Origin of the sequence: Proteiniclasticum ruminis DSM 24773, assembly GCF_000701905.1 — a bacterium.
Taxonomy (GTDB): domain Bacteria; phylum Bacillota; class Clostridia; order Clostridiales; family Clostridiaceae; genus Proteiniclasticum; species Proteiniclasticum ruminis.
Genome location: NZ_JNKC01000005.1, coordinates 198,513 through 225,506, shown reverse-complemented (window position 1 = coordinate 225,506; position 26,994 = coordinate 198,513). Strand labels below are relative to the sequence as shown.

General features: G+C 44.3%; 26 protein-coding genes and 2 other annotated features. Of the genes, 4 read left to right on the top strand and 22 right to left on the bottom strand.

The annotated features are described in order from the left end of the window. Nucleotides 1-3 precede the first annotated feature (3 nt). From T487_RS0107720 to T487_RS0107635, 18 genes are all read right to left on the bottom strand, one after another. On the bottom strand, nucleotides 4-609 hold the full coding sequence (locus T487_RS0107720) for an indolepyruvate oxidoreductase subunit beta (protein ID WP_036909303.1): 606 nt from the start codon (nucleotides 607-609) through the stop codon (nucleotides 4-6). Continuing rightward, on the bottom strand, nucleotides 602-2,377 hold the full coding sequence (gene iorA / locus T487_RS0107715) for an indolepyruvate ferredoxin oxidoreductase subunit alpha (protein ID WP_031576136.1): 1,776 nt from the start codon (nucleotides 2,375-2,377) through the stop codon (nucleotides 602-604). The genes T487_RS0107720 and iorA overlap by 8 nt, the downstream gene beginning before the upstream one ends. Beyond that, nucleotides 2,374-3,282 (bottom strand): phosphate acyltransferase, encoded by a 909-nt coding sequence (locus tag T487_RS0107710; protein ID WP_031576135.1) that lies wholly within the window; start codon nucleotides 3,280-3,282, stop codon nucleotides 2,374-2,376. The genes iorA and T487_RS0107710 overlap by 4 nt, the downstream gene beginning before the upstream one ends. A gap of 204 nt (nucleotides 3,283-3,486) precedes the next feature. Next, nucleotides 3,487-4,518, bottom strand: a complete 1,032-nt coding sequence (locus T487_RS0107705; RefSeq protein ID WP_031576133.1) for an alpha-hydroxy-acid oxidizing protein — start codon at nucleotides 4,516-4,518, stop codon at nucleotides 3,487-3,489. After that, nucleotides 4,515-4,949: a 2-thiouracil desulfurase family protein gene (locus tag T487_RS0107700; protein WP_031576131.1), complete on the bottom strand. Its 435-nt coding sequence runs from the start codon at nucleotides 4,947-4,949 to the stop codon at nucleotides 4,515-4,517. Before T487_RS0107700 ends, T487_RS0107705 begins: the two co-directional genes overlap by 4 nt. A 2-nt stretch (nucleotides 4,950-4,951) precedes the next feature. Continuing rightward, complete coding sequence (locus tag T487_RS0107695; protein WP_031576129.1) at nucleotides 4,952-7,297, bottom strand: endonuclease MutS2; 2,346 nt, start codon at nucleotides 7,295-7,297, stop codon at nucleotides 4,952-4,954. Continuing rightward, a complete protein-coding gene (locus tag T487_RS0107690) occupies nucleotides 7,297-9,642 on the bottom strand; it encodes a U32 family peptidase (RefSeq protein ID WP_031576127.1) in 2,346 nt (781 codons plus the stop codon). The genes T487_RS0107695 and T487_RS0107690 overlap by 1 nt, the downstream gene beginning before the upstream one ends. Nucleotides 9,643-9,742: 100 nt before the next feature. After that, the gene (locus T487_RS0107685) at nucleotides 9,743-10,363 is read right to left on the bottom strand and encodes a cell division protein ZapA (protein WP_031576124.1); all 621 of its coding nucleotides are present in this window, start codon (nucleotides 10,361-10,363) and stop codon (nucleotides 9,743-9,745) included. A 166-nt stretch (nucleotides 10,364-10,529) separates the two neighbouring features. Beyond that, entirely contained in the window at nucleotides 10,530-12,893 is a 2,364-nt protein-coding gene (gene pheT, locus T487_RS0107680) for a phenylalanine--tRNA ligase subunit beta (protein WP_031576122.1), read from the bottom strand. A gap of 12 nt (nucleotides 12,894-12,905) precedes the next feature. Beyond that, complete coding sequence (pheS, locus tag T487_RS0107675; RefSeq protein WP_031576119.1) at nucleotides 12,906-13,928, bottom strand: phenylalanine--tRNA ligase subunit alpha; 1,023 nt, start codon at nucleotides 13,926-13,928, stop codon at nucleotides 12,906-12,908. A gap of 42 nt (nucleotides 13,929-13,970) precedes the next feature. Further along, nucleotides 13,971-14,186: a binding site (T-box leader), on the bottom strand. A 132-nt stretch (nucleotides 14,187-14,318) separates the two neighbouring features. Beyond that, on the bottom strand, nucleotides 14,319-15,122 hold the full coding sequence (locus T487_RS0107670) for a TrmH family RNA methyltransferase (protein ID WP_031576118.1): 804 nt from the start codon (nucleotides 15,120-15,122) through the stop codon (nucleotides 14,319-14,321). After that, complete coding sequence (locus T487_RS0107665; RefSeq protein WP_031576116.1) at nucleotides 15,115-15,780, bottom strand: potassium channel family protein; 666 nt, start codon at nucleotides 15,778-15,780, stop codon at nucleotides 15,115-15,117. The genes T487_RS0107670 and T487_RS0107665 overlap by 8 nt, the downstream gene beginning before the upstream one ends. Nucleotides 15,781-15,790: 10 nt before the next feature. Beyond that, complete coding sequence (locus T487_RS0107660; protein ID WP_031576113.1) at nucleotides 15,791-17,146, bottom strand: TrkH family potassium uptake protein; 1,356 nt, start codon at nucleotides 17,144-17,146, stop codon at nucleotides 15,791-15,793. 232 nt (nucleotides 17,147-17,378) lie between these two features. Then, nucleotides 17,379-17,735, bottom strand: a complete 357-nt coding sequence (gene rplT, locus T487_RS0107655; RefSeq protein WP_031576110.1) for a 50S ribosomal protein L20 — start codon at nucleotides 17,733-17,735, stop codon at nucleotides 17,379-17,381. A 25-nt stretch (nucleotides 17,736-17,760) separates the two neighbouring features. Further along, a complete protein-coding gene (gene rpmI, locus T487_RS0107650; RefSeq protein WP_031576107.1) occupies nucleotides 17,761-17,958 on the bottom strand; it encodes a 50S ribosomal protein L35 in 198 nt (65 codons plus the stop codon). 22 nt (nucleotides 17,959-17,980) lie between these two features. Further along, nucleotides 17,981-18,508 (bottom strand): translation initiation factor IF-3, encoded by a 528-nt coding sequence (infC, locus tag T487_RS0107645; protein WP_074542637.1) that lies wholly within the window; start codon nucleotides 18,506-18,508, stop codon nucleotides 17,981-17,983. A gap of 242 nt (nucleotides 18,509-18,750) precedes the next feature. Continuing rightward, nucleotides 18,751-20,238 (bottom strand): sensor histidine kinase, encoded by a 1,488-nt coding sequence (locus T487_RS0107640; RefSeq protein ID WP_031576101.1) that lies wholly within the window; start codon nucleotides 20,236-20,238, stop codon nucleotides 18,751-18,753. Further along, the gene (locus T487_RS0107635) at nucleotides 20,228-20,932 is read right to left on the bottom strand and encodes a response regulator transcription factor (protein WP_074542646.1); all 705 of its coding nucleotides are present in this window, start codon (nucleotides 20,930-20,932) and stop codon (nucleotides 20,228-20,230) included. Before T487_RS0107635 ends, T487_RS0107640 begins: the two co-directional genes overlap by 11 nt. A 176-nt stretch (nucleotides 20,933-21,108) precedes the next feature. On the opposite strand from T487_RS0107635, the gene T487_RS0107625 reads away from it, so the two are divergent. Beyond that, nucleotides 21,109-21,402 carry a hypothetical protein gene (locus T487_RS0107625; protein ID WP_031576092.1) on the top strand — a complete coding sequence of 98 codons (294 nt, stop codon included), beginning with the start codon at nucleotides 21,109-21,111 and terminating at the stop codon, nucleotides 21,400-21,402. 97 nt (nucleotides 21,403-21,499) lie between these two features. After that, entirely contained in the window at nucleotides 21,500-21,937 is a 438-nt protein-coding gene (locus tag T487_RS0107620) for a DUF2680 domain-containing protein (RefSeq protein WP_031576090.1), read from the top strand. Between the two features lie 37 nt (nucleotides 21,938-21,974). Here T487_RS0107620 and T487_RS0107615 read toward each other — a convergent pair whose 3' ends face one another. Continuing rightward, entirely contained in the window at nucleotides 21,975-22,475 is a 501-nt protein-coding gene (locus T487_RS0107615) for a DNA-deoxyinosine glycosylase (protein WP_036909300.1), read from the bottom strand. A 91-nt stretch (nucleotides 22,476-22,566) separates the two neighbouring features. Here T487_RS0107615 and ndk point away from each other — a divergent pair, with 91 nt between their 5' ends. Next, on the top strand, nucleotides 22,567-22,962 hold the full coding sequence (ndk, locus tag T487_RS0107610; protein ID WP_031576085.1) for a nucleoside-diphosphate kinase: 396 nt from the start codon (nucleotides 22,567-22,569) through the stop codon (nucleotides 22,960-22,962). Between the two features lie 61 nt (nucleotides 22,963-23,023). On the opposite strand, the gene T487_RS0107605 is transcribed toward ndk, so the two are convergent. The 3 genes from T487_RS0107605 to thrS all read right to left on the bottom strand — a co-directional run bounded on the left by T487_RS0107605 (nucleotide 23,024) and on the right by thrS (nucleotide 26,186). Next, nucleotides 23,024-23,650, bottom strand: coding sequence for a glycerol-3-phosphate acyltransferase (locus tag T487_RS0107605; RefSeq protein ID WP_031576082.1), 627 nt, complete (start codon nucleotides 23,648-23,650; stop codon nucleotides 23,024-23,026). 132 nt (nucleotides 23,651-23,782) lie between these two features. Beyond that, a complete protein-coding gene (locus tag T487_RS0107600) occupies nucleotides 23,783-24,187 on the bottom strand; it encodes an HNH endonuclease signature motif containing protein (protein ID WP_031576080.1) in 405 nt (134 codons plus the stop codon). Beyond that, on the bottom strand, nucleotides 24,177-26,186 hold the full coding sequence (thrS, locus tag T487_RS0107595) for a threonine--tRNA ligase (RefSeq protein WP_031576078.1): 2,010 nt from the start codon (nucleotides 26,184-26,186) through the stop codon (nucleotides 24,177-24,179). Before thrS ends, T487_RS0107600 begins: the two co-directional genes overlap by 11 nt. Nucleotides 26,187-26,227: 41 nt before the next feature. Beyond that, nucleotides 26,228-26,447, bottom strand: a binding site (T-box leader). A 205-nt stretch (nucleotides 26,448-26,652) separates the two neighbouring features. Here thrS and T487_RS0107590 point away from each other — a divergent pair. Further along, nucleotides 26,653-26,988, top strand: coding sequence for a hypothetical protein (locus T487_RS0107590; protein ID WP_031576074.1), 336 nt, complete (start codon nucleotides 26,653-26,655; stop codon nucleotides 26,986-26,988). The last annotated feature ends 6 nt before the right edge of the window (nucleotides 26,989-26,994 follow it).

Below are 26,994 nucleotides of genomic sequence, written 5' to 3'. Positions count from 1 at the left end.
TCTTTAAAGTGTCAATGAAACTGAATGGGTTTCGTCATAGAGGTATCCTTCGTTCAAAGCTTTCAGGTTCACTTCCTGAAGCTGTGGTTTAAAATACTGCTTGATGAGTCTTTCAAGAAGCTCCTGGGAGAGCCCCAGCTCTTTAGCGAGAATCCCAAGGAGAATCATATTGGCGGCTTTCCCATTCCCCAGGGCAATGGCTTTTCCCTGCGCATCCAGAGAAATGACGTCTATCCCCTTCTCCTTCAACTCAGAAAGAGAATTTTCAGGGTAAACCTCTTTGCCCACGTTGACGAGATAAGGACGGATCTCATGAAGACTGGAGATTACTTTACCCTCTTCTTTCAGAAAGCCGATCCATCGGAGGGATTCGCTCTTTTCGAAAGACATGATGTAATCCGCAGTGCCTTTCTCAATGAGCGGAGAATATACTTTCTCTCCGTAACGCACCTGGGTAGACACACTTCCCCCACGCTGCGCCATACCATGGACTTCACTCATTTTTACATCATATCCCAGCTCGATGAGTGCGGCGGACAGGAGATTCGAGGCGGAAATGGTTCCTTGACCGCCTACACCGACAAATAAAATGTTCGCTTCTTTACGCATGAACAAGATCCCCCTTTTTTTCAATGGCCTGGAACGGACAGACCTGATAGCAGAGTGTACAGCCATTGCACATCTCACGGTCGATGAATACACTGCCGTCCTTCATGAAAATGGCCGGACATCCAGTACGCACACAGGTTTTGCACTTTCTGCATTTCTCCTGATCGATCTCCACATAGGAGTTTCTTCTAAGGACCTGTACTTCCTTCAAAAGTGCGCAGGGTTCCTGGGTGATGATGACAAAGGGCTCTTCGCAAGCTTTGGCTGCTTTGATGACTTCCTTTGCTTTATCCTGATAGTAAGGGTTGATGATTTTGATGTTTTCGTCTTTGATGCCCAGAGAACGGACAAGCATTGGGATATTAATGTCCCCTGCTGTTTCTCCCATGAGAGTTTTTCCAGTTCCTGGGTTCTGCTGGTGACCTGTCATGCCTGTGGTGCGGTTGTCCATGATTACGGTGACCAGTGGGATTTTATTGTAGATGGAGTTCACCAGTCCTGTGATACCGGAATGGAAGAAGGTGGAATCGCCAATAAAAGAAAAGATCTTTTTCTTTTTATCTCCCTGGAGCTCCAGTATCTTCTGCATCCCCGTTCCTGCTGAAATGGATGCACCCATGCAGATGACGGTATCAGTGACATTGATGGGGTCCATGGCGCCTAAGGTGTAACAGCCGATGTCTCCGGAGGCGATGATATCCCTGTCTGTTTTCAGTGCGTTGAAGAAGCCTCTATGGGGACATCCGGCACAGAGCACAGGAGGTCTTGTGGGCGCTTTGCTTTCCATCACAGGAGGCATTTTGGGTGATTCTGACAAAAATGCTTCACGGATGATCTCTGGATTCAGTTCGCCACAGGTGGGAAGGACATCCCGGCCGGTGCAGTGGATGCCCATGGCCTTGATTTCCTTTTCCAGATAAGGTTCGTTCTCTTCGATGACAATGATTTCCCGCATTTCTTTGGCGAATTCCTGAATCAGCTCTTTTGGCAGCGGGAACGTCATGCCCAGCTTCAGATAAGAAGCACTTTCTCCAAATACTTCCTTGGCATAAGCATAGGAGATGCCGGAGGTGATGATGCCAAGCTGCTCCGTATGTTTCTCCACTTTATTCAATGAACTGTGGCAATTATAGATTTCAAGACTTTTCAGACGTTCTTCCACAATGGGATGTCTTCTTTGGGCATGACCAGGGGTCATGACATTTTTCAGCTTGTCCTTTTTGTATTCTCTCACAGGGATCTCCACTCTGTCCTCCAGATTCACCAGAGACTTGGAGTGGTTCACTCTTGTTGTGGTGCGGATCATCACAGGGGTATCAAACTCCTCGCTGATCTCGAAGGCTTTTTTGGTGAAGATACGGCATTCTTCAGAATCTGAAGGCTCCAGCATAGGGACCTTCGCATGAGGTGCGTAGAACCTGTTGTCCTGCTCGTTCTGGGAAGAGTGCATGCCTGGATCATCTGCGTTGATGATGACAAATCCGCCGAGAACACCGATATAAGCCATGGTGAAGAAAGGATCTGCAGCCACGTTGAGACCCACATGCTTCATGGTGGTCAATGCCCTTGCTCCCATGATGGATGCTCCAGAAGCGGCTTCCATCCCGACTTTTTCATTCGGTGCCCATTCGGAATAGACTTCTTTATACTGGGACAGATTCTCCAGAATTTCTGTGGAAGGCGTTCCTGGATAAGCGGAGGCAAAATGCACCCCTGCTTCAAAGGCTCCTCTTGCAAGAGCTTCATTTCCGGTCATCAATGCTTTCATATGGTTTCCCCCTCGGTTCTTGTCATGAGTACAGCCAGTGCGATGCTGTTGAGTTTTGCTTCACTGGAATCAGACCTTGAGGTCAGAATCACAGGACACTTGGCGCCTAGTATGATGCCGGCACTGTCGGCGTCTGCCATATAGGTAAAGGACTTTCCGAGGAAGTTCCCGGATTCAAGGCTTGGCACAAGAAGCACATCGGCATCTCCAGCGACCTTTCCTTTATACCCCTTATGCAGTGCGGATTCTTTGGATATGGCAATATCAAAGGATAGAGGGCCTTCCACAAGAAGATCTGCATCCTCTTGATAGAATTCTTTCAGCTCCTGGGCTTCGGTGCTGCTCTCCAGATTTGGATTCACCTTTTCAACTGCAGACAAGACAGCCACCTTCATGGGCTGAAGTCCCAGAATTTTACCTAGGATTCTGGTGTTTTCGATGATCCCTTTTTTGTCTTCGAGGCTGGGCTTCATCACCATACCTCCATCTGTAAGAAGAATCAGTTTTTCATAATTTTTCATTTCATAGATCATCACATGGGACAGAATCCCGCCCCCACGGAGATTGAGATCTTTACTGAGCACAGCTTTCAACAGAATTTTTGTATCCACAAGGCCTTTCATGAGAATATCCGCTCTCTCTTCAGAGATGGACTTTGCAGCTTGATAAGCGGCTTCCTCAGGTGTTTTCACATCGATGATTTCCGCATGACGGAAGGATAGATTGTTCCCTTCCATGACCTCCCTGATTTTCAGAGCATCCCCATAAAGGAGAAATGTGGCAAGACCATGGCGCTCCGCTTCACTCAGTGATACTAGAACATCCTTGTCCTCTGCGCAGGCGACTGCAATGCGTTTCTTCTGATTCTTCGCCAATGTCAGTATTTCCTTTAAACTGGTAATCAAAAAATACCCCTCCTATACTTTGATAACGTATACAATAAAGGTGAAAAAGAAGATGAAACCAAAGGTTCATCTTCTTTCAGTATAAAATATCCTTTTCACATTATCAATTGAATGAACAAACTATACAAATTCCGTCAGAGATTTCACGAAAATCAAAATAACCTGTCAATAAAATAAAACAGATACTGGCAGTTTCGTAATGATTTAGACTTCAAAATGCAGTGCGCTTCTGCCCTGCTCCTTCAGTGTCTGAAGGTCTTTGATCCCAGTGAGAAGCATAGCGCCTTTCAGCTCCTGTGCAATCTTTTTGGCATAAAGCTCCACAGCTTCTTCCCCGCCGCCGATGGCGTACTGGGCAAAAGGTCTGCCGATGAGGACAGCATCCGCGCCTAGAGCCAGGAACTTAAATACATCCACACCACTTCTGATACCGCCGTCTGCAAGAACAGGCACTCTGCCATTCACAGCCTTGGCAATGTCAGGTAAAACGGATATGGTGGCCCTTGCATGATCAAGGACACGTCCGCCGTGGTTGGAGACCACAATAGCATCGGCTCCTGCTTCTACTGCAAGCATTGCTTCCTCAACGGTCATGATTCCTTTGACGATAAAAGGGACTGTGAGATAAGATTTGATGGCTTTCAGCTCTTCCAGAGACTTCGGATCGACCCTGTGGCCGTGGATTTTCAAAGTATCAAGCCCTGCGGAGTCAATGTCCACTCCAAGAGCGACAGGATTGGATGCCATGGCCAGATCAATTCTTGCAAAGAGCTCCTCCTGATTCCAAGGTTTAATGAACGGAATGCCCGCCATATTTTCTTCCTGCAGCACACTGAGGTTGTCCTCCAGGAAGGACTTGAAGGCTGAATCTCCCACCATAGGCAGAATGCCCACTTTTTCAGAGCCTTTCACAACGCCACGGATATAGTCTTTTTCAGTCATTTTGTTGCCCATATTGATGTTCACACCTGTGACTGGTGCAGGCATCACCGGCATGGATAAGGTTTGGCCAAAAAGGGTGAAAGTCAGGTCCGCATCTTTCACATCATGGATGGTTTTCAGATGCAGGGTGATGTTCTTCAGAGCTTCCACGTTCCGTATAAAGCTCGCTCCAGTTCCTTTACCGCCCATTCCCGGAACTTCGCCTCTGCAGGCCACCCCGTCGCATTCTTTGCACATACGGCACTGGGGCATCATTTTTTCTCTTGCTTGTTGTTTTGCTTCCTGTAATGTCATTTGAGACCTCCTAAATCTTCTTCAGTATATACTTCAATGCCATGGGCCAAAATCAGCTCTGCTGTGACTCCATGACCTTCCGTCAAAGTTTTTGTAAAGGTGCCGTCATAAATCTGGCCCTTCCCGCAGGAAGGGCTTCTTGATTTCAGTACCGCTTTTCTGATGTCTTCTTTCAGGCAGTAGTCTAAGGCTTTTTTTGCGCCGAGCCTGTATTCAGCTGAAACATCTTTTCCGTTTTTTGTCAGTATGCTCACACCTGACCTCTCTGCAGGGGGCCTCGGGATGGAAAGACCTCCAGAAACCTCAGGGCAGAATGGGTGAAGGTCATAGTTCTCCGAAAGAGCAAGAATCTCTGGATATTGAAATCCTTCTCCATCATAGCGCACTTTCTCGCCTAAAAGGCAGGAAGAGACCAAAAGTTTTTCTCTCATGGTTATTTTAGGGTGACGATGGTCACGCCCTTTCCTCCTTCTCCATACTCGCCCAGACGGTATTTTTTCACGTGGGGATGATGACGGAACATATCCCATAGATGCTCTTTCAGGATGCCAGTACCCATGCCATGGATGATGGTGACTTCGAGAAGACCTCCCATGGAGGCTTCATCCAGATAATAATCCACCGCTCTTTCCGCCTCTAAGGCATCACTGCCCCGGACATCGCAGCTGGTGGAGACACTTCTTAAATTAAGCCTTGCTTCACGTTTTTCGAATTTTCTCTGTTTCTTGTCTTCCTTCAGCATAACCAGATCTCTTTTGTTCACAGAGAGTTTCATGATGCCTGCCTGTACCATCAGATCTCCTTTGGCATCCGGTAGACTGAGAATAGATACTTTTTGGTTCAGCGTGGACAGAAGCACTTCCTGTCCTTCTTTAAACTCTGTGACCTTTTCTCCTTCCACACGTTCGAAGAGCTCCTTCTGTTCTCCCTTTTCAAGATCCTTCTTCAGCGTGTCCCGGAGAGACTGGAGGCTTCTTCTGCTGTCTTTAAGATCCACATTCTGCTCAATCTCACGAAGCTGCTTCAAAAGAACATCGGCCTTTTCCTTGGCTTCCTCCAGATATTTCTTCCCTTCCTGCCTTGCATCACGCAAGGCTTTCTCACGGATTTCCTCAATCCTCTGAAGCTTCTTTTCCAGCTCCTCTTCTTTTCGTTTCAGCTCATTTTTGATATTTTCTGCAAAGCGGGCATCTTTGGAGGCATCTCTTCTGGATTTTTCCAGACTCTCAATGAGTTCTTCAAATCGTAGGGCCTCTTTATCGATGTAAGCTCTGGAACGTTCTATAAATTCATCAGGAAGCCCAAGCCTTTTGGAAATGAGAAAAGCATTGGATTTTCCAGGCACGCCAATAAGGAGTCTGTATGTTGGACGCAGCGTCTCCACGTTGAACTCCACGGATGCATTGGTGGTCTTGTCTGACTTCAGTGCGTAGGCTTTCAGCTCACTGTAATGGGTGGTGGCCATGATGTGCAGCCCACGTTCCTTCAGTGTTTCCAAAATGGCCATGGCCAGAGCTGCGCCTTCTGTCGGGTCAGTCCCTGCGCCGAGCTCATCAAAAAGAACAAGAGCTCTTTCATCTGCTTCTTCAATGATATGGACAATATTCACCATATGAGAGGAGAAGGTGGACAGGCTCTGCTCTATGCTCTGCTCATCTCCTATGTCTGCATAGATACTGCTGTAGTGGCCGATGCTGGAGCCGTCTGTCACCGGAATCAGGATGCCGGACATGGCCATGATATGAAGAAGGCCTACGGTTTTCAGCGTCACCGTTTTGCCTCCAGTATTGGGTCCTGTGATGATGATGGCAGTGATGCCTTCTTCCATGTAGATGGTGGAAGGAACCACGACTTTATCCGGAATGAGAGGATGCCTTGCATCTCTTAAGTTGAATGTGAGGTTTTCCATAAGCGCAGGCATGGTGCCATCGGTTCTGATGGAATACTTCGCTTTTGCAAAGATCACATCCAGTGCATAGACAATATCTGCATTGGCCTGTACGAGGGGCAGATCCTTATCCACTTTCTGGGACAGTTCCATGAGGATCCGTTCCACTTCAGCTTTTTCCTTCAGCATCAGTTCTTTGATCTCATTGTTGAGATTTACAAGCCCCATGGGCTCAATGAAAAGAGTTGCACCGGAAGCGCTCTGATCATGGATGAGGCCTTTCACCTGACTTTTGTGTTCTGCTTTTACCGGGATGACATAGCGGTCTCCCCGGACAGTATAGATGGCATCCTGAAGATATTTCTCATTCTCCCGGACCATTCCCTGAATTTTATCCTTGACGCTGGCAGTCTTTTCACGAAGCGTCCTTCTGATTCTTAAAAGTGCGTCACTGGCATGATCTGCAATCTCATTTTCATCTGTGATGGCCTGATAGATGGCGTTCTCCAGATTTTTTAAGGATGTGACACCAGCAGTGAGCTCCTGAAGTGCACCTGTTTTTTCATCTTTGCCCACATAGTCTTTCAGAAGTCGGGCGCTTTTCAAGATGTTGGCGGTTTTTACAAGACCGTCGATGGAGGCGGTGCCTCCTTTCCCAATATAGTTCAAAGTGCCAAGAACATCATAGACCCCTTCAAAAGGAGCACCTCCCTTCTCATCCAGAAGACTTTTCGCTTCGTTGGTCTCCTGAAGAGCGCGGAGGATTTCTGTCTTGGAGGTGAAGGGCATAAGCTTCAGTATTTCTTCTTTTCCTGGAGAAGATACCGCGTAGGCGGCCACTTTTTCCCGGATTTTTGGGAATTCCAGTTTTTGTATATTTTTTTCGTTCACTATTCCACTCCCCTTTTATAATGTCCGCGGTTGAATGCTTCGAGGGTTAAGGCTTGTTCGTTTTTGAAAGCGCTCAGAATCGCCATGGACTCCTCATAGGACTCGGTGGTGAGATCCACACGGAAGGAGGTGAATCCTAGGGACTGCAGATCTTTTGTGGTGTCCAGAAGATTCTTGGGTTTGCCGTTCATGATATAACTTCTGCAGAAAACATCGGTCATCACGGGGAATTCTTCACCCATACGGTCTTTGAGAGAAAATGTATCTCTCATACAGATTTCATTACATGGCGTTTCCCGTGTCATACCCCCTAAAGAAGCACCCACAGGACAGTACTCACTGTGCATGAGCTCCTGCCTTCCATAGACAAGAGTAATCAGACGATCTTTATGTTTCAGATCTTTCAGTTCCTGACGGTTCAGCTCTTCACTGACCATACTCATATAAAGATCTTCTCCATAAAGATGAAGACCATAGCTGTTCATAAGGTTCATTTTATAGTCGCCGATGATCCGGAATTCCTTGTGGAGGGCACGTAGGACACCCGCATTATTTGTGACGATACCTTCTATTGCACCATATTTTTTCAGGTCTCTTACTTTAGAGACCACGCCGTGAAGCTCTTTTCTCAAAATATTGGAGACCTTCAGATAAATCTTTAGACCCAGTTCTTCGTTCTTTTTCAGAAGATCTGCCACATCCTTGAAATTGAGATGTCTTTCTCCACGGTAAAACGGATAAAGCACCAGCTCTTTCAAATTGGAATCCAGTGCGGCTTTCAGCTGATCTTTGGTGGAGATTCCCACAAGGCGCATCTTCTCTTGTCTTTTCTCAAGGGAAGGAGCTTCTTTTTCCTGACGTCCTCCGGTCCTTTTTTTATTCTGCACCTCATAAGTTACGATGTCTTCCAGGAGCAGTCTTCTCATTTCGTTGAGATCTTTCACCGGCAGAAAGCCTTCCTCGAATTTTGTGAAATGGAGGGTATCTATGACAAAAGGAATCTCACCGCTTTTCTTCAGCGCATCTTCCACTCTCTCTTTGGAAAGAGGTGCTTTTTGTGCTTTCTCCACCATTTTTGAAGACTTTTGATACGTTCTGTCCTTATAGATCACTGTAAGGGAGGCTTCCTCACCAGGGGCAAAGATTAGTTCTGCTGTGAGGCCTATTTTTTTGTCGTACAGACCATTATGGCTTCTTTTAAGCTGATCCATCAGCTCAAAATCATAGGTTTTGAAGAGTTCTCCCTCGGGGAGCTTGCTCCGCCCGATGAGTCTCACCTGTTCGCCAGCAGCTGCAGAGTCTTTCACATCTTTTCCGTCCCGGATCCCTTCCACGGTCAAGCCTTTTTCTCCGACTCGAAGACCATCACCTTTTTTTAGAGGCGCATCCAGCTGGAGACTTCCGTCCCCATGGACCTTCCCGATGGGTACCCCTGTGTTTTTAGGGTAGTGGAAGGCCATCATATCTTTACCGGTCTTACCATGGAAATAACCATCGGAAAGCCCTTCTCTGTTAAAGACTTTCAGAAGGTTTTCTTTATGTTTGTTGGATTTGTATCCTTCAATCTCTTCTCTGAAATACTGTACTGTGGCCGCCACATATTCCGGACGTTTCATTCTTCCTTCAATCTTCAAGGAATAAACACCGGAATCCAGAATCTCATCCATGTTGTCTATGGCTGTGATATCCTTCGGACTCATGAGGTAGGCCTTTGCTCTGGAAGCACCCTGCCCATCCAAAAGGTCATAAGGGAGCCTGCAGGGCTGGGCACATCTTCCGCGGTTTCCGCTTCTGCCGCCTAAAATACTCGACATGAGACACTGCCCGGAATAGCTGATACAAAGAGCACCGTGGACAAAGATCTCGGTTTCTACACCAAGGTCCACACTGATTTCTTTGATTTCCTCAAAGGACAGCTCACGGGACAGCACGATCCGCCGAATTCCTTTCTCTGTATAATACAGAGCGCCTTCTCCGTTATGGACTGTCATCTGGGTGGATGCATGGAGCTCAAAATCCGGCAGTTCAGTTCTCAGTCTGTAGATGAGCCCTGGATCCTGCACAATGAGGGCATCCACACCGATTTCGTAGAGGTAGGATGCATAGGACACGGCTTCCTCCAGCTCACTGTCTTTCAGAAGAGTGTTCAGCGTGATATTTACCCGAACATCATAGCTGTGGCAGTAATCAACCGCTTCTTCGAGCTCTTTTTCGGTGAAGTTGGTGGCATAGGCTCTAGCGGAGAATTTGGTTCCGCCAAGATAAACAGCGTTGGCTCCGTTTTGCACAGCCATCACCAAGGATTCCATACTGCCTGCTGGTGCTAATAGTTCAATATATCTCACAAAAAATCTACCTCAATCCTTAAAATTTACCTATCTATTATAGCATGAAAACCAGAGCGAAGGACCTCTTCGTTCTGGTTTTCATGGGAATCCGGCGTTTCTACCTGGATTTTTCTTTCAAGATGGGATTCTTTTCCTTTTTTTCCTTGTCTTTCAGCTCTTTTGTCTGGGTCAGCTGGGTATCAAAGAGTTTTTTCTGAAGCTCCAGCACTTTATATTTATAAGACTGCAGCTCAAATTTCAGCTCTTTGTTCAGCTTGGAGAGACTTTCATTTTCATCGCGGTATTCTTTGGCACTGTCTTGTGTCAGCCTCAGCTCCGTTTCAAGTCTCTTGATTTCTCTGTCTTTTCCCAGTTTTTCCCTGCTGTCCTCTTCCTGGGTTTTTGAAAGAGTTTCTTTCAGCTGATTGTTTTCTTTCTGGATTCGATCCACCTCTTTTTCAAGAAGCTTCATCTCCTCTTCCATACCTGCCGCTTTTTTATAGACGGATCCTTCCTCTTTCTTGAGGTTCTCCAGGTCATCCTGCTTTTTGTACAGTCTGTCCACAGCGTTCAGCGCAGCCAGAACAGAGGCGGAGGAAGTATCCATCTGACGGTTTCTCTCCATCATGGAGCTGATCATCTGATGCACTTCTTTTCCGACTTTTTTTAGATATTCCTCAGATTCCTCACCTTTCAAGGTGTATTCCTGACCACAGATCCGTACCGTTACTTTATTCATCTTGTCGTCCCCTTTCTGCATGCCCCCGTATACATTGTATTTTTAGTATCCCTATATTTTTCAATATTCTCAATTATTCATCAGTACCTAATATTATAGCTTGTTTTCCGGAAAAAATCATCCGTCAGGAAGAATTTCCTGACGGATTTTTAAGATTCTTTTCTGGTTATCTTAATACTGCTCCCAGCATATGCTCCAGTGTGCGGACAATTTTATCATGAACTTTATTGACTTCTTTATCAGTCAGAGTCCGCTCTTTGTTCCGGTACACAAGATTATAGGCGACACTCTTCTTTCCTTCAGGAAGCTGTTTTCCTTTATAGACGTCAAACAGAGTATAGCTTTCAAGAAGTGATCCACCCTGCTTCTTGAAGATCATTTCCATTTCCTGGACCAGCACTGCATCATCGATGAGTACAGCAATGTCTCTGGTGACAGAAGGATATTTAGGAATCTCCACATATTTTTTCTCGGTCACTGCAGCGTTGTAGAGGGTCATAAGGTCCAGTTCCATAATATAGGATGCTTTTTCCATGTTATAGTTCTGGGAAACCTTTGGATGAATCTCACCAAAGGTCGCGAGCTTCTTCTTCCCTAAAAGCACATGAGCGGACTTTCCAGGATGGAAGGAAGGATGGTCTGCCCGTTCGTAGGAAATACCGGTAAGGCCGAACTCTTCAATGATGACTTCTACGATGCCCTTCAGGTGATAGAAGAGATCCTTTCCATAGAGTCCTACCGTTAGGACTTCTCTTTCTTCAGGCAGTGGGCTTTCATTTTTCAGGTAGATTTTGCCAATCTCATAAAGAGAGGCTTCTTCGTTGCTTCTTGCTTCGTTTCTTGCCAGAGATTCCATCATGGAAGAGATCATGGTGGTTCTCATGACAGAGAAATCTTCGCCCAAAGGATTTCGGATCTCCACCATGTTTCTTAATGGAGAATCCTCAGGCAGAAGGATTTTCTGCAGGTCTTTTCTGGAGATGAAGCTGTAGCTGATGGATTCGTAAAGCCCTTGGGCTACAAGAGAGTTCTCCAGCTTTCTTCTTAAAATCTGGTAAGGGTATCTTCCGCCCCGCTCTGCATTCACATGAGGGACCGTTGGGTTGATGTTATTGTATCCGTAGATTCTGGCTACTTCTTCCACAATATCTTCTTTGATGAACAGATCATTTCTGAAGGTTGGCGTGGTGATCTCTAATGCATCTCCATCCACCTTTGTGTCAATCTCCAGGGAGTTTAGAATTTCCGCCATTTTTTGGCCGGAAAGATCTGTTCCCAGGAACCTGTTGATGTAATCAGAAGATACAGACAGCTGATTGGGCTCTCTTCTCATGGGATACACATCTACAGTATAGTCCAGCACCTTTCCGATGCCGAGCTTCTCAATGAGATGGCAGATTCTATCTAAGGCAAGTTCTGCCAGATTAGGATCAATGTCCTTGTCAAATCTTGTGGAGGCATCGGTACGAAGATTCAGATAAGAGGATGCATTTCTGATGGTAACACCGTCAAAGTTTGCAGACTCCAGAATAACAGTCGTGGTATCTTCTTTGATTTCTGAATCCAGACCGCCCATGAGACCGGCAAGTCCGATGATGTTGTCATCATCCATGATGAGCAGTGTGTTCTCTCTCAATGTCCGCTCATTTCCGTCTAAAGTTGTGAATTTCTCGCCGCCGGCAGCTTCTTTCACCCGGATGATGCCAGAGGTGATCTCTCTTTTGTCAAAAGCATGAAGGGGCTGTCCGATTTCCAGCATCACAAAGTTTGTCAAATCCACCATATTGCTGATGGGTCTGATCCCTGCTTCTAAAAGTCGGCTCTTGATAAAATCTGGACTTTCTCCGATGACCACATCCACAACTTCCCGGGCCATATACCTTCTGGAAAGAGGTGTGTCTATAGAAACCTTCACGGGGTCTACGTCTGATTTCTGTGGATTGAAGGTAAAGTCAGGTTTTTTCAGTGGAGCACCGTATACAGCAGAAACTTCCCTGGCAAGACCAAGGATGCTGAGGCAATCGGGTCTGTTGGAGGTGATCTCCAGGTCCAGAATACCACCGTTCAAGCCAAGGACTTCTTTGATGTCTTTTCCTGCTGGAGTATCTAGAGGAAGAATCATGAGACCGTCACAGGTGCCTTTTTCTTTCAGTCCCAGTTCTTCTTCAGAGCAGAACATCCCATTGGACAAGATGCCGCGAAGCTTTCCTTTTTTGATTTCGGAACCGTCAAAAAGAGTGGACTGGTGAAGCGCCACTGGAACTGTGTCGCCTTCCTTCATATTGGTTGCAGCGGTGACAATGACTATGGGTTCCTCCTCACCGATCTCCACGGTACATACCTGAAGTTTATCCGCTTCCGGATGCTTTTCAATTTTTGTGATGTTTCCGGTGACAATGTTTTTCAGTATATCAAAGGGATTCTCGAGACCTTCCACTTTAGAGCCGGAAAGGGTCAGAGCATCGCCAAGGGTTTTTCCGTCCACATCAATATCTACATAGTCTTTCAGCCAGTTTATTGGTAATTTCATCTCTACTTCCTCCTACTTGAACTGCTTCAGGAAACGCATGTCGCTTTCATACAGCAGTCTGATGTCATCGATACCGAACTTCTGCATGGTCATACGGTCCAGACCGAAGCCAAAGGCAAATCCGGAATAGACTTCTGGATCAATACCGCCTTTCTTGAGTACCTCAGGATGCACCATACCGCAGCCCAGAAGCTCCATGAATCCTTCACCCTTACATACCTTGCAGCCTTCTCCATGACATACAAAGCAGGTGCCGTCCATTTCTGCAGATGGTTCTGTGAATGGGAAGTGATGGGGTCTGAATTTGGTGATGATATCATCTCCAAACATCTTCTTTACAAATAGATCCAAAGTGCCTTTAAGATCGGCAAACGTGATTCCTTTATCTATGACAAGGCCTTCAATCTGATAGAAGATGGGGGAATGCGTTGCGTCCACATCATCGGATCTGTACACCTTACCGGGAGAAATCATCTTGATGGGTGGTTTCTGATTTTCTATGGTTCGGATCTGTACTGGAGAAGTTTGTGTTCTCAGTACTACCTGATCATCAATATAGAAGGTATCCTGTTCCCCTCTTGCGGGATGATCCTTCGGGATGTTCAGCGCTTCGAAGTTATAATAGTCCAGTTCCACTTCAGGTCCCTCTTCAATGGTGAATCCCATTTCCAGGAAGATGTTCTCAATCTTCTCCATGGTCATCATGAGGGGGTGTTTCCCGCCCATGGGTGATTTTACACCGGGCAGCGTAATGTCTATGACTTCATTCTTCAGTTTGGCATCCGTTGCACGTTCTTTGAGGCTTTCTTTCACAGAGCGGATTTTATCCTCCAGCTCCTCTTTTGCTTCATTCACCAGTTTCCCGATGAGGGGTCTTTCCTCTGCGCTGAGGCTGCCCATGCTTCGAAGAATCTGGGTGAATTCTCCTTTCTTGCCCAGCACCTCCACACGCAGCTTCTCCAGTTCTTCGCTGGTGGACAATGCAGCCAGTTTTTCATTGAATTTCTGTTTTATGGCGTCAATTTGTTCTCTCATAAGTTCCTCCTATCAAAATAAATAAAAAAACCGCCCCTAATAAATAGGGACGGAATGCTTCCGTGGTACCACCCTGATTGACAGAGTTTATCTGTCCGCTCAGTTAAATATATCGGTTTACCCGTCAGAGACTACTGGATTTCCCCTCTGATGCTCCGAAGTGAACTTCGCTGTATCTTTCCATAAAAAGCTTTCAGTCCATGGCTTTTTTTCCCTAACTGGAAGGGGTACAGGTACTCTCTTCATCCTCGCACAGTATTCAGTTTGAGTTCTAATCTATTATAAAAGGTATTTCACAAATGTGCAAGCCATTCTCAAAGACTTTCCTGAGATGCGATGCAATGTTTAGGTCTGATTTTGAGTGCGCCCTATGAACTGTAAAAAGGACCACTAGAGAGACTTTTCTTGAGTCTGACGAACCTTCTCGAATAGAATAACAGATGCAGCAACTGCTGCGTTCAGACTTTCTGCGCCTCCAGGCATTGGGATTTTCAGAAGCATTTCAGCATTGTCCTGGATTTCCTTTGTCACCCCACTGCCCTCGTTGCCGATGACGAGAACCAGGTTCTGTGCAAGATCTTCCTCATAGATGCTTCTCGTTGCATCCAGACTCGTAACGGCAAGTTTATAGCCTTGATTCTGGAGTTTTTTGAGCATCATATCCCCATCTCTGTAGAGAGGGAGATGAAAAATAGAGCCCATGGAGCTTCTAAGGACTTTGTCACTGTATGGATCCACGGTGTTCTTTCCAAGGAGAATCCCCCCTGCTTCTGCTGCATGAGCAGAACGGATGATGGTGCCGAGATTGCCGGGATCCTGAAGACCATCCAGATAAAGGTACATGGAATTTCTGAAAGGATCTGCACCATGATTATCAGAGCTTTCATCCATATGAACGACGCCGATGACCCCTTGTGGATGCACCGTGGATGAGAGTTCCTTCAATAGAGCTTCAGGTACTGAATAAATCTCTTCCCCTTTCAGATTTGGCTCAATATACTTTCTGAAATCTTCTTCTTTTTCAGGAACATAAAAGATCTTGTCAATTTTTTTCCCCGATTTCAGCGCTTCTTCCAGAAACCGGAATCCTTCCACAAGAAATCGTCTGCTCTCATTTCTGTACTTCTTCTCTTTCAGTTTTTTCGCCATTTTGATCACAGGGTTTGATTTACTCTCAATCCGGAACTCAGTCATTGGACACAAGTCCTTCAATGTGTGATAGATCATCAATAGAACCGATGACTACAAGGATATCTTCTTGTTTGATCAGGTCTGTTGCACTTGGAGAGATGTTGATATCCATGCCTGATTTCACTGCCATGATGTTGATGCCATATTTTGCCCGGACATCCAATGTCTTGATGTCTTTGCCTATCCAGCTTTCAGGTGCTTTGACTTCTATGATGGAATAATCAGGTGAGAGCTCGATGAAATCAAGAATGTTGGAAGAAACCAAATTGTGTGCCACGCGGACACCCATATCATATTCTGGCAGAATCACCCGATCTGCTCCAATTTTTGTCAGGAGCTTTGCGTGCATTTCGTTGGTAGCTTTTGCGATGACTTTTTTAACGCCAGCTTCTTTTAGGTTCAATGTCACCATGATGGAAGACTGGATATTGGTACCAATAGAAACTACTGCAATATCAAAGTTTCTGACACCCAGTGTCCTTAGTGAGTACTCATCTGTGGCATCCATTTGCACTGCATGGGTGACAGAATCAGAAATCTCCTGTACTGTGGTTTCGTCATCGTCCACAGCCAGCACATCATATCCCATCTGAAATAGAGTCTTTGCGACACTTTGACCGAAGCGGCCAAGTCCAATTACTATAAATTGTTTTGCTTTCATGTCTTTCTCCTTATCCAATCAGAAGTTTGCCTTCTGGATATTTAACGTTTGCTTTACTCTGTTTTCCTGCTAAGGCCAGCATGACGGTTAATGGACCCACTCTTCCCATATACATGATGAGAGTTAAAGTGACCTTGCTGACTGCAGTGAGGCTTGGTGTGATGCCTTGGGTCAGTCCAACTGTGCCGAAGGCTGAAAGGACTTCATAAAGAATGACTTCAAAGGTTGCTCCTACCTCTGCAATGGAAAGCACCATAACGCCCATAATTACAATGGATATGCCAAGCAAGAAAACTGCCACTGCACGGTATACGGTGCTTTGTGAGAGTTTCTTGTGATAGACCTCCACATCTTCCCGCCCTTTCAGGACAGAAATCAGTGTGAAAATCACGATACCCAGTGTGGTGGTTTTCACACCACCTGCTGTAGAACCTGGAGAACCACCAATAAACATATAAGCCATGGTCAGAAGCTTTCCGGCGGGAGACATCTCTGAGTTCGAGATGCTGTTGAAGCCGGCCGTTCTAGGGGTAGTTGCAGTAAAATACGAGTTGACGATTTTATCTGAAAATCTCATCCCTTGCATGGTTGCAGGATTATTCCACTCAAAAATCAGGAAAATCAATGAGCCGAATAAAACTAAGGTCAGTGAAATGGTCAGAACCACTTTTGAGTGAAGGCTGAAGTTCTTTAACTTCTTTTTCGACCGGATGCTGCTGATGATCTCACGCCATACGAGATAGCCAAGTCCACCGATGTTAATCAGTGTTCCTAAGGTCATCAGCACCACCTTATTGGTGTTCAGTACAGTGACTGAGGTGAAGTTGCCCAAAAGATCAAAGCCTGCATTGTTGAATGCTGATATCGCATGGAAGATTCCATAATATATTCCTGTTCCGATCCCATATAGGGGAATGAACTGTGTCATCAGTATGAGAGCAGCCCCCCCTTGTACGGCAAGGGTAAAAAACAGCATATAACGAACGTGGCTGATGACACCTTGCAAAGAAAAAGTGTTGTATGCTTCCTGCATAACGAGCCGTTCTCTTAAGGAGATACGCTTTCCAAGAAGCAGTGCAAAGATTGTCGATAATGCCATAAATCCAAGGCCGCCGATTTCGATTAGGACTAAAATAATCCATTGTCCAAATACCGACCAGTAGGTTCCTGTATCAAGAACCACAAGCCCCGTTACGCAGACCGCAGAGGTTGCGGTAAAAATGGTATCCAGAAGACTTGTGTATTGGCCAGATACAGAGGATATTGGAAGGGACAGGAGAATTCCTCCCGTCAGGATGACTGTGGCAAATCCTATTGCCAGTATTTTAAAAGGACTTAGATGTTTCTTCTTTTTTATGTTCTCCATAGGAGCACCTCGTTTGTCAATATTAGCCTGTCACTCGGATTATTGTACGCCTTTTTTTGTGTTTTGCAAGATGCCTTTTGTAAATAATTAATCAGTACACCACTCTTGTCAGACTTTATAAGAGCTGCAATCTATCTTACTCTTCATCTTATAGAATAATTCTGAAATGTTCAACCATTGGTATTAAATCGGAAAATAAAAAATCACCTGAAAACAGGTGATTTTGATGGGTTTATGCTAATTTGGACTTTGCGGTCTCAACGAGCACTGCAAATGCCTTTGGATCATGGATTGCGATCTCAGAAAGCATCTTTCTGTTGATGTCGATTCCAGCAATCTTCAGACCGTTCATCAGTCTGGAGTAGCTAAGACCGTTCATTCTAGCAGCTGCATTGATTCTCGCGATCCAGAGTCTTCTGAAATCTCTCTTCTTCAGCTTTCTGCCGATATAGGAATTTCTCTGAGCTCTGATAACAGTCTCATTTGCTGTCTTGAACAGCTTGCTCTTTGCACCGTAGTATCCCTTTGCAAGCTTCAGTACTTTTTTATGATTCTTACGAGCGTTTAAGGCTCTTTTAACTCTTGCCATTTTTAATCCTCCTGTATCCTTCTAATTATAGGTATGGTAGCAACTTTCTCATTGCCTTTTCTTGTGTTGTAGAAACATACCCGGTCTTTCTAAGATTTCTCTTTCTCTTGGAAGACTTCTTAGTAAGGATATGACTTCTGAAAGCTTTTCCTCTCTTCAGCTTTCCACTTCCAGTTTTTCTGAATCTCTTGGCAGCGCCTCTATGGGTTTTCATTTTTGGCATCGTTTCTTCCTCCTAAAGTTTGTTACTTCTTTGGAGTCAGTATCATGATCATGTTACGACCTTCCATTTTGGCAGGCTTTTCGATCGTACCGACATCCTCTAATTTTGATGCGAAATTACTCAGGATCTTGTATCCATTTTCTGCGTAAGCGGCTTCGCGGCCTCTAAACCTTACAGTAACCTTCACCTTGTCTCCGTCTGTCAGGAATTCCCGTGCCTTGTTTGACTTGATTGTGATATCATGTTCTTCGGTCTTAGGGCTGAATCGGATTTCTTTCAGGGTGATGATCTTCTGATTCTTCTTGGCCTCTTTTTCTTTTTTGGCCTGTTCGTAGGTAAACTTATGGTAGTCCATGATTTTACATACGGGTGGTTTTGCTGTGGGAGCAATCATCACAAGATCCAGATTCTGGTCTTCTGCCATTTTCAGGGCATCTCTTGATGATACAATTCCAAGCTGTTCACCTTCACTTGAAATAAGTCTTACTTCTTTTTCTCTTATTTCATGATTGATTGGGTTGTTTGATTTAATAATTTTCACCTCCGGAATTTAACATGCCTTTTCTAACGATAGACGCTAAAAAAGGACGGCATAAACCGTCCTCAAATTCACTAAAGAATGAATTATGACCATACAACGCTAGTCGTAGGGTGAGAAACGGTGGTTTCTACTTGTACCAAACTATTATAACATAATCAGAAAGTCTGTCAACTACCTGAAAATAATTTTTGTACTCTCCTATCATACCGGATATATCCTGTGCTGACAAGGTTTTGTGACAAGAAAATCACTTAGCTTGGCGCTTTTTCTTTCGGGAAGGTGAAAGAAAATACTGTTCCCTCCCCTTTACGGCTCTCCACATCGATGGATATATCATGCCTTAATGCTATCTCCTTCACGATGGAAAGCCCTAGCCCGGTTCCTTTCAGATTCTCTGTTGTCGAGGTCTGATAGAACTTCTCGAAAATATGCGCTTTTACCTTTTCTTCCATTCCGATGCCGTGATCCCTGATCTTTACAATGGTTCTTCCGGTCTGTTCCCCCACCTCTATGTCAACGGAGCTTCGGTTTAGTGAGAACTTTATGGCATTATCAAGGATGGCCATGAACATTTGGCGAAGTCTTCCGTAGTCTCCTGTAAATGGTATGAAGGTATACGGGTTTGAAAGGCTCAGGCTGATTTCTTTGTCTGCCCCTAAAAGCTTCATGGCATCGACGCCATCAGAAAGAACTTCGGAAAGATTGAGAAGTTCTTTACTGATCTTAAAATCCGGATTCTGAAGTTTTGTAAGACTTAGAAGATCATCTACCAGCCTCTGCAGAGAAAGGACTTCCTGGAACATCTGATCCTCATATTGTCTGCGCTGATCCTCGTCTTCTATGATTCCATCCTTCAGTGCCTCTAGAGAACCTCTTAACACAGTGACAGGTGTTCTCAGTTCGTGTGAGACACTGGCAATAAAGTCCCGTCTGCTTTGTTCCAGTCTGCTACTTTCTTTGGATGCTTCGTCAAGGCGAATGGCCAGTTGATCTACCGTTTTTGCAAGATCTCCGATTTCATCATTTTGAATCACCTGAGTCTGGATGGAATAGTCCCCTTCAGATAGTTTATAAGCTGCCTTATTTATTTTTTTGATGGGTGCGATGAACTTTAAAGAGAAAAGAGTCCCTAAGAGAATCGCCAGAACCAAAGCAATGGCTGCTGAAATAAAGAGGATATTCAGTCCGCTTAAGATAGAGGAGTCAATGTTGTTCACAGGAGCATGAAGCAGCACAGCACCTATGACCTCTTGCGTATCATTGAGAATGGGGACCCCTACGGTAAGACTTTTTATGCCAATAAAGTCACTGAAGGTCTCACTGAAAGAAGTGCTTCCAGAAAGTGCTTTTTCAATGATTTCATTAGCCGAGGATGGAAGCTCTTGAGATTCAATCTCCAGTCCCTTTGATTCATAGATGATAGAAGCATTCCGGTCTACAATCCATATGTTGCCCATGGCAACCTGCTCCAGCCCTCTCAAATAGGGCATATATCCTTTCATTCCGTTCATCCCCATGCCCATACCACTCATACCCATGGAACCAGAACTTGTAGTGGAGTTCAAAAATTCTGTGAGATTGGAAGCGATGGCTTCTGCACGGATCTTCAGATCCTCCTGATGGTATTCTAAAGTATGTTCAGAAAAAAGGCGTGCAAATACCACACTCATGAGCAATGAAAAGAGAAGGAGCAGAGAAACAATAAAAAGAACCAGTTTTCTTGTGATTTTATAGTTCATGTTCCACCTCGAATTTATATCCCATTCCCCAGACTGTTTTTATCTCCCAGTTCGGGTGATGACAGCTGTCCAGTTTTGCACGGAGCCTCTTGATGTGAGAGTCTACAGTTCTGGCATCTCCGAAGTAATCATAGCCCCAAAGACTGTTTAAAAGGTTATCTCTGGTAAAAAGCTTGTTTGGATTCTTTGCCATGGTATAAAGGATCTCGATCTCTTTTTTCGTAAGTGATACCGGTTCATTCTCCACCAGGACAGTAAACTCCTCAATATTAATGGTGAGATTATCATAATGTAAGATGTTTTTATCCTGGCTTTCCTTTAAATCAGGTGAAATTCTTCTTAGAATAGCACGGATTCTTGCCATGACTTCGCCAGGTGAAAAAGGTTTGACGATATAATCATCAGCACCCATATCAAGTCCCATGATGCGTTCAAAGTCCTCTCCTCTGGCAGTGACCATAATAATGGGTACAGTGGATGTTTTCCGTATCTCTCTGCATACCTGAAAACCATCCATCTCCGGCATCATCACATCAAGTAGTACCAGATCGAAAGTGTTCTTGCTGAACATACTTAATGCTTCTTTGCCGTCGTTGGCGATCGATACGGTATACCCTTCTTTTTTTGCATAATCACTTAGTATTGATGTGATTTGTTTATGGTCGTCTGCGATGAGCAAGTTCATGACACTCATTCCTTTCTGTTTTCTGTTCAATTCAATAATAACATTTTAGCGAAGAGATATGTTTTTTTTGTGATGATTCAGACTGTAGGGCAAAAGAGAAACACAGAAAATGCTATCTTAATACAAACTTTCAACACAATTACGCTGTATAGTGACCTCATAAAACAAATTTGGAGGGTTTCATAATGAAAAAAATACAATTGATGATCTTGACAAATGCACTTATGCTGACTATGGCTGTATCTGCGGGGACCGCTCTTCTCGCTCCTGTGGAAGTTCGTGCTTCTGAAGTGAGTGAAATGACAATGGAGGTTTCTGAGAAGTCGGTTCCTGCTATGGAAAATTTCATGAAAAGCAGAAGGCATGAGTATCGCAAAGCGCTTATGATGGGGCAAGATATACCGGGAAATGGACAAAAAAATGGAATCTACAATTGTCCGATTGAAAACAATCCCAATGTCCACCACTGTCAGATGTAGAGCTGAAAAAACACAGGATTACTTGAGAAAAAACAAATTTTTGACACAAATGGATCATATGATGTAATCAAAGAACAACCAAAGGAGGAAATGAAAAATGAACAAAATCAGTAAGATTATTGCAGGCAGCACATTGGCGGTGGCTATGGGAATCACATCCCTTACAGTATTTGCAGCAGCAAAGTACGACAATCCCTGGGAGGCCCTGGCTGGTATCACAGGAAAGTCCATTGAAGAGATTGAAGAAGAACATTTTGAAGAAGGAAAAATGCTCTATGAAATTGCGGAAGATGAGGGAAAATTGGAGGAATTCAGAAACGAAGTTCTGGAGCAGAAAAAAGAAGTCATTGAAGAACGCGTGAAGGAAGGTTCCCTATCCAGAGAACGCGCAGATCAGATTCTTGAGAATATTGAAAATGGTACTGGTCCATGCGGTGGTGGAGTCGCTGGTCAGAACTATGGTCTCGGATTCGGAAAAGGTATGGGACGTGGTATGATGAATGGTGGTTTCGGAGGATTTGGTAGAAACAGATAGTTCATATAAATAAAAGGAGATGCTGATGCATCTCCTTTTATTTATGATGTATCAGAGCTTCTTTCCAGATGATTTCTAGCATCTCTTCTGAAAATCTTGCATTGGCTGGACTGGTGCTTGGTAACTGAAGCACTTCAATCGCATTCCCTATCAAAGTCTTTTGAAATCTATTATATAGTTTGTAAGCGGTTGTGCCATTACATAGAATGCGCCGGATGTCCGAGTTTTCGAGAAGGAAGGTCAGGTCATTGGGGACAGCATCTTTGATGCTGCTGTCTGAGGAACCTTCTATCGTGCAGGAATGAAGAACATCCCAAAGTGCGATTCTCCGTTCCAGTAAAAACTGAGTTTTCTCCTCGTTCGTCTCCAGTGTCTTATGATAGTTAAAAATCCTTGGCAAGATCCTCCAGAATCGATTCTGAGGATGCGCGTAATAAAACATGGATGCTCTAGACTTTACAGAAGGAAAACTCCCTAAAATGAGAATCTCGGAATGCTTGTTATAGATTGGAGAGAGTGGATGTGTTTGTTTTATCATTATGGATCCTCTTTTTACAGTATATTTGCTCTTCACAAGGTATTAAAACCCTGATATAATGGTTTAAAATAACGTTTGATAGGAGATTATTATGGAAAACACCTTGGTACTGATCAAACCTGATGCGGTGGAAAGAAACCTCATCGGCAACATTATAGCACTTTATGAGGCAAACAGCCTGAAAGTCACTAAACTTCGTATGGTTCATGCGGATGTGGAGACTGCGACGGAGCATTATAAGGAACATGAGGGAAGAGACTACTTTGAGCCTCTTATTACCTACATCACAAGAAGTCCTTTGGTAGCCATGGTGCTTGAAGGTGAGAATGCCATCCAAAAAGTGAGAGAACTGAACGGAAAAACCAATCCTGCAGATGCAGAAACTGGTACGGTCAGAAAGCTCTATGGTGTCAGCTATCGTGAGAATACAGTTCATGCTTCAGACTCTCAGGAAAGTGCAGAAAAAGAAATCAATATCTGGTTTTAGAAAACCATGAGAAAAGACCGCTTTAAGTTTTAGAACTTGAAGCGGTCTTTTGAGTTTTTGCCTATTTCTTCTTTCTGCCAAGCACCTGTGACAGCCTTGTCTCGGTGCCAAGTTTGATTCTTTTATAATTCTTACGATGCAGAAACATACTTAGAAGTGCCCCTAAGATTGACAAGATGAGGGCACCTGGGCCCAAATCTTTCAAATACGTCAGAACTACCACATAAGTAGTCAGTGCTGCAGTGCCAAGCACAATATAATCTGTCAGAAAAGTGGTGGCTGCAATAAAAAGGATGCCTATGAGACCATACAATGGATTCATACCAAGTAGAATACCGATAAGAGTTGCAGTTCCCTTTCCACCTTTAAAATTCATATAAAATGGATAGATATGCCCTAAAATCGCTGTATAGCCAGCAAGATAAAGAAGAAAGGCTCCTTCTGAGTTCAGCTCAACCTTAAAGAGCATCTTGATGAGCAAGATAGAAACTGCGCCTTTCAACACATCGATGATAGCAACCAGTACCCCGAACTTCCAGCCAAGAGATTCTACGGCATTGGATGCGCCGGCATTTCCTTGCCCCATGGTCCTGATATCCACTTTTTTGATCAGTTTTCCAAGTATATATGCAGCTTGGATGTTGCCTAATAAATATCCGACGACAGCGGAAATGATGATTTCTTTCATGTGTCTCCTAAGGAACGATGTCCGATTTGTTTATTCTGTGTTGTAGTGATGGCGTGGCAAGAGCGAAAGTACGCTACAGCATTGGCCAGATATGGAATCTTCAAGCTGCAGTACTATAGTGTGATTTTTCAATCACTCGTCCAAAAACAGCTCTGGTTCAAGCTCCTCATCAGAAATGTGGTGACCGCTCATGAGAAAATCAATGAGGTCCACGTTCCTGTACCCTTCCTTATATCGTTTCAGTGTTTTTGTTACGGTTCTAAGAAGGCTTGCTGAGAGATGGATGGAAGATTTAATCTCTTCCACCTGATAATAAGGTTTTTCGAAAAGAAGATGCAGTTTTTCGTAGAGCATTTTTTTATAAGAAGCATCCACCTGGGGATCTTTATGGGGACCGTGAGGTCCCCTATGATGCTCATCACATAAATAGATCCTGTTCAAGGGATAATCAAGCCCACCTTCTTCTTTATGAATGATGTGATGCCTGTCTCCTTTTCTCCCGCAAACAGTGCAAGGATTCAAATCTTTAGTTTTCATCCTTTGTTTCTTCAGCTTTTTTAGCAAAATGATAATTGAACTTGCTTTCGTCTTCCATGATAATTCTGTTGATGAAATCTTCCATGGAAACCTTGCCTTCATCACCCTTTTCTCTGCTGGTTACGGATAATGTGCCGTTCTCCTGCTCTTGTTCTCCGATGACCACAAAGTATGGAATCTTCTCATTTCTAGCCTCTCGAATTTTGTATCCGATTTTTTCGTTTCTCTCATCCATTTCTGCGCGGATTCCCTTTTTCTTCATGAGTGCCAGCACTTCTTCCACATAATCATGATACTTTTCAGAGATAGGAAGAAGTCTTACCTGGACTGGAGCAAGCCATAGTGGCATTGCGCCCGCATATTTCTCAATGAGGATGGCCAAAGTTCTTTCATAACAGCCGATGGACGTTCTATGAATGACGATAGGATGCTTCTTCTGACCGTCTTTATCAACATACGTCATATTGAATCTGCCGGGAAGAGCAAAGTCAATCTGAACTGTGATGATGGTGTCTTCTTTGCCGTGCACGTTTTTCATCTGAAGGTCAAGCTTTGGACCATAGAAAGCGGCCTCTCCTTCTGCTTCCACGTAATCTACACCTGCATGATCGAGAATCTCTCTCATGGTGTTCTGGGTTGCTTCCCATGCTTCAGGATTATTGATGTATTTATGTGTGTCCTTGGGATCCCATTTGGAGAATCTATAGGTAATGTCATCCTTGATGCCAAGTACTTCCATGACATAGTTGGTCAGGTCAAGAACTCCCTTGAACTCTTCTTCCAGCTGATCTGGTCTTACGATCAGATGACCTTCTGATATGGTGAACTGACGGACTCTTGTTAAACCGTGCATCTCGCCTGAGGATTCGTTTCTGAATAGTGTAGAGGTTTCACCCATTCTCACGGGAAGGTCTCTATAGCTGTGCTGATCAGAGTTATAGATGGCAAACTGGAAAGGACAGGTCATAGGTCTTAAAGCCATGACTTCCCCTTCCACATCGTCGCCGAACAGGTCTCCATGACCATGAGGATCCTGGCACATGATGAACATACCATCCTTATAATGATCCCAGTGTCCTGAAATTTTGAACAGATCAGACTTGGACATGAGAGGTGTCTGTGTAAACTCATACCCTCTGCTTTCTTCCAGATCCTCTATGAATCTCTTCATGACCTGGAGAATTTTGGTTCCATTTTTCTTGAACAGTGGAAGACCCTGGCCAATCAGTTCGGAAGATGTGAATATACCGAGCTCTCTGCCAATCTTGTTGTGGTCTCTTTTCTTGGCTTCTTCTATTCTTAGCAGATATTCATCCAGATCTGCTTTCTTAGGGAAAGAAGTGCCGTAGATTCTTGTGAGCATTTTGTTTTTCTCAGAACCTCTCCAGTAAGCACCTGCCACCTGGGTCAGTTTAAATGCCTTAACGAGCTTTGTGGAGGAAATATGTGGCCCAGCACAGAGATCCACAAATTCTCCCATTTTATAGAAGGATAATACCTCATCTTCAGGAAGATCTTCAATAAGCTCTACCTTGTAAGGCTCATCCATTTCTTTCATGAGTGCAATGGCTTCTTCTCTAGAAAGAGTGTATCTTTCCAGTTTCAGATCATCCTTTACAATTTTCTTCATTTCTTCTTCAATCTTCAGAAGGTCTTCTGCAGAGAAACTGCCCTCTTTATCGAAATCATAGTAATATCCGTCTGCGATGGCTGGTCCGATGGCCAGTTTCACTTCTGGATAAAGCCTCTTCACTGCCAGGGCCAGAATGTGGGAAGATGTGTGACGGAAAGCATGCTGTCCGTCTTCATCATCAAAAGTTCTGATTTCGAGGGTGCAGTCCTCTTCCAGAGGGAACCTTAGGTCTACCCGTTCTCCGTTCACCCTTCCTGCCATGGCAGCTCGGCCAAGGCCAGATGAGATTGCAAATGCAGCATCTTTTACCGTTGAGCCTTTTTCAAGCTCTATGACATTTCCGTCTTTTAATGTTATGTTGATCATTTCCATTCCTCCTATATAAATAAAAATAGACCCGTCCCTCAGAAAGGGACGAGTCGTCGCGGTTCCACCCTAATTAAAATAAAGATAAACTTTATTATCACTCTACGCCTTAACGCGGCAAACGGAAGCACTTATATAAAAACTATCCTCGTACTCCACTCCCAGGGGGTCTTCGTTAGTAGAACTCACTGGAAACTTCCAGCCGTGGTTTCCTTCTCTTTGAGAATTCTAATAAGTACTCGTCCTGTTCATCATGTTGATGATATTGAATTTCCTTTATTATAGCGGATAAAAAAAGCACCGTCAACGGAAGATATCATCAAATGCAAGGAATACGGAGGTTCCTTCTCTTTTCGTTGGCAGCACCACGGAAATCTTAGTTGGGCCAAAGAAAAAATAAACGTTTACAGTCTTTTTTTAGGACACTTTTCAAAGTATAATGAAGGAGGATAAGGAGGTTTTTTTAATGCTTACTATTTCACTTCATTTCCCGCGGTGCAGTGGCCATGAAAGGAAGAACCGTCTGATTAAAAGTATTGTGTTCCGGGTAGCAGGATGTTTTTCATTACCGGATAAGGATGTTCGTGTGATTTTCTATGAATCTGAGTTCCGCTCCGATATGGAGTCTAATCTAGGAGACTTTATTCATATTGACGTGGTCTCCTGCCCTCCCCTTGCATTGGAGGAGAAAAAAGTGCTGGCGCAGATTTTGAAAGATGAGATCAATATTTTTTCTGGCACTAAAGTGGAAGATGTATCGATTTTTATAATGAACAGCGATTGTGAATCTTTTTTTGAATAATATGAG

Bases quoted from the DNA above. Each gene is read 5' to 3' on its own strand.
- T487_RS0107720 (WP_036909303.1), bottom strand. From the start codon at position 609: ATGCGTAAAGAAGCGAACATTTTATTTGTCGGTGTAGGCGGTCAAGGA.
- iorA (WP_031576136.1), bottom strand. From the start codon at position 2,377: ATGAAAGCATTGATGACCGGAAATGAAGCTCTTGCAAGAGGAGCCTTT.
- T487_RS0107705 (WP_031576133.1), bottom strand. From the start codon at position 4,518: ATGACATTACAGGAAGCAAAACAACAAGCAAGAGAAAAAATGATGCCC.
- T487_RS0107700 (WP_031576131.1), bottom strand. From the start codon at position 4,949: ATGAGAGAAAAACTTTTGGTCTCTTCCTGCCTTTTAGGCGAGAAAGTG.
- T487_RS0107685 (WP_031576124.1), bottom strand. From the start codon at position 10,363: ATGAATAAAGTAACGGTACGGATCTGTGGTCAGGAATACACCTTGAAA.
- pheT (WP_031576122.1), bottom strand. From the start codon at position 12,893: ATGAAATTACCAATAAACTGGCTGAAAGACTATGTAGATATTGATGTG.
- pheS (WP_031576119.1), bottom strand. From the start codon at position 13,928: ATGAGAGAACAAATTGACGCCATAAAACAGAAATTCAATGAAAAACTG.
- T487_RS0107670 (WP_031576118.1), bottom strand. From the start codon at position 15,122: ATGACTGAGTTCCGGATTGAGAGTAAATCAAACCCTGTGATCAAAATG.
- T487_RS0107665 (WP_031576116.1), bottom strand. From the start codon at position 15,780: ATGAAAGCAAAACAATTTATAGTAATTGGACTTGGCCGCTTCGGTCAA.
- T487_RS0107660 (WP_031576113.1), bottom strand. From the start codon at position 17,146: ATGGAGAACATAAAAAAGAAGAAACATCTAAGTCCTTTTAAAATACTG.
- rplT (WP_031576110.1), bottom strand. From the start codon at position 17,735: ATGGCAAGAGTTAAAAGAGCCTTAAACGCTCGTAAGAATCATAAAAAA.
- rpmI (WP_031576107.1), bottom strand. From the start codon at position 17,958: ATGCCAAAAATGAAAACCCATAGAGGCGCTGCCAAGAGATTCAGAAAA.
- T487_RS0107640 (WP_031576101.1), bottom strand. From the start codon at position 20,238: ATGAACTATAAAATCACAAGAAAACTGGTTCTTTTTATTGTTTCTCTG.
- T487_RS0107635 (WP_074542646.1), bottom strand. From the start codon at position 20,932: ATGAGTGTCATGAACTTGCTCATCGCAGACGACCATAAACAAATCACA.
- T487_RS0107625 (WP_031576092.1), top strand. From the start codon at position 21,109: ATGAAAAAAATACAATTGATGATCTTGACAAATGCACTTATGCTGACT.
- T487_RS0107620 (WP_031576090.1), top strand. From the start codon at position 21,500: ATGAACAAAATCAGTAAGATTATTGCAGGCAGCACATTGGCGGTGGCT.
- T487_RS0107615 (WP_036909300.1), bottom strand. From the start codon at position 22,475: ATGATAAAACAAACACATCCACTCTCTCCAATCTATAACAAGCATTCC.
- ndk (WP_031576085.1), top strand. From the start codon at position 22,567: ATGGAAAACACCTTGGTACTGATCAAACCTGATGCGGTGGAAAGAAAC.
- T487_RS0107605 (WP_031576082.1), bottom strand. From the start codon at position 23,650: ATGAAAGAAATCATCATTTCCGCTGTCGTCGGATATTTATTAGGCAAC.
- T487_RS0107600 (WP_031576080.1), bottom strand. From the start codon at position 24,187: ATGAAAACTAAAGATTTGAATCCTTGCACTGTTTGCGGGAGAAAAGGA.
- thrS (WP_031576078.1), bottom strand. From the start codon at position 26,186: ATGATCAACATAACATTAAAAGACGGAAATGTCATAGAGCTTGAAAAA.
- T487_RS0107590 (WP_031576074.1), top strand. From the start codon at position 26,653: ATGCTTACTATTTCACTTCATTTCCCGCGGTGCAGTGGCCATGAAAGG.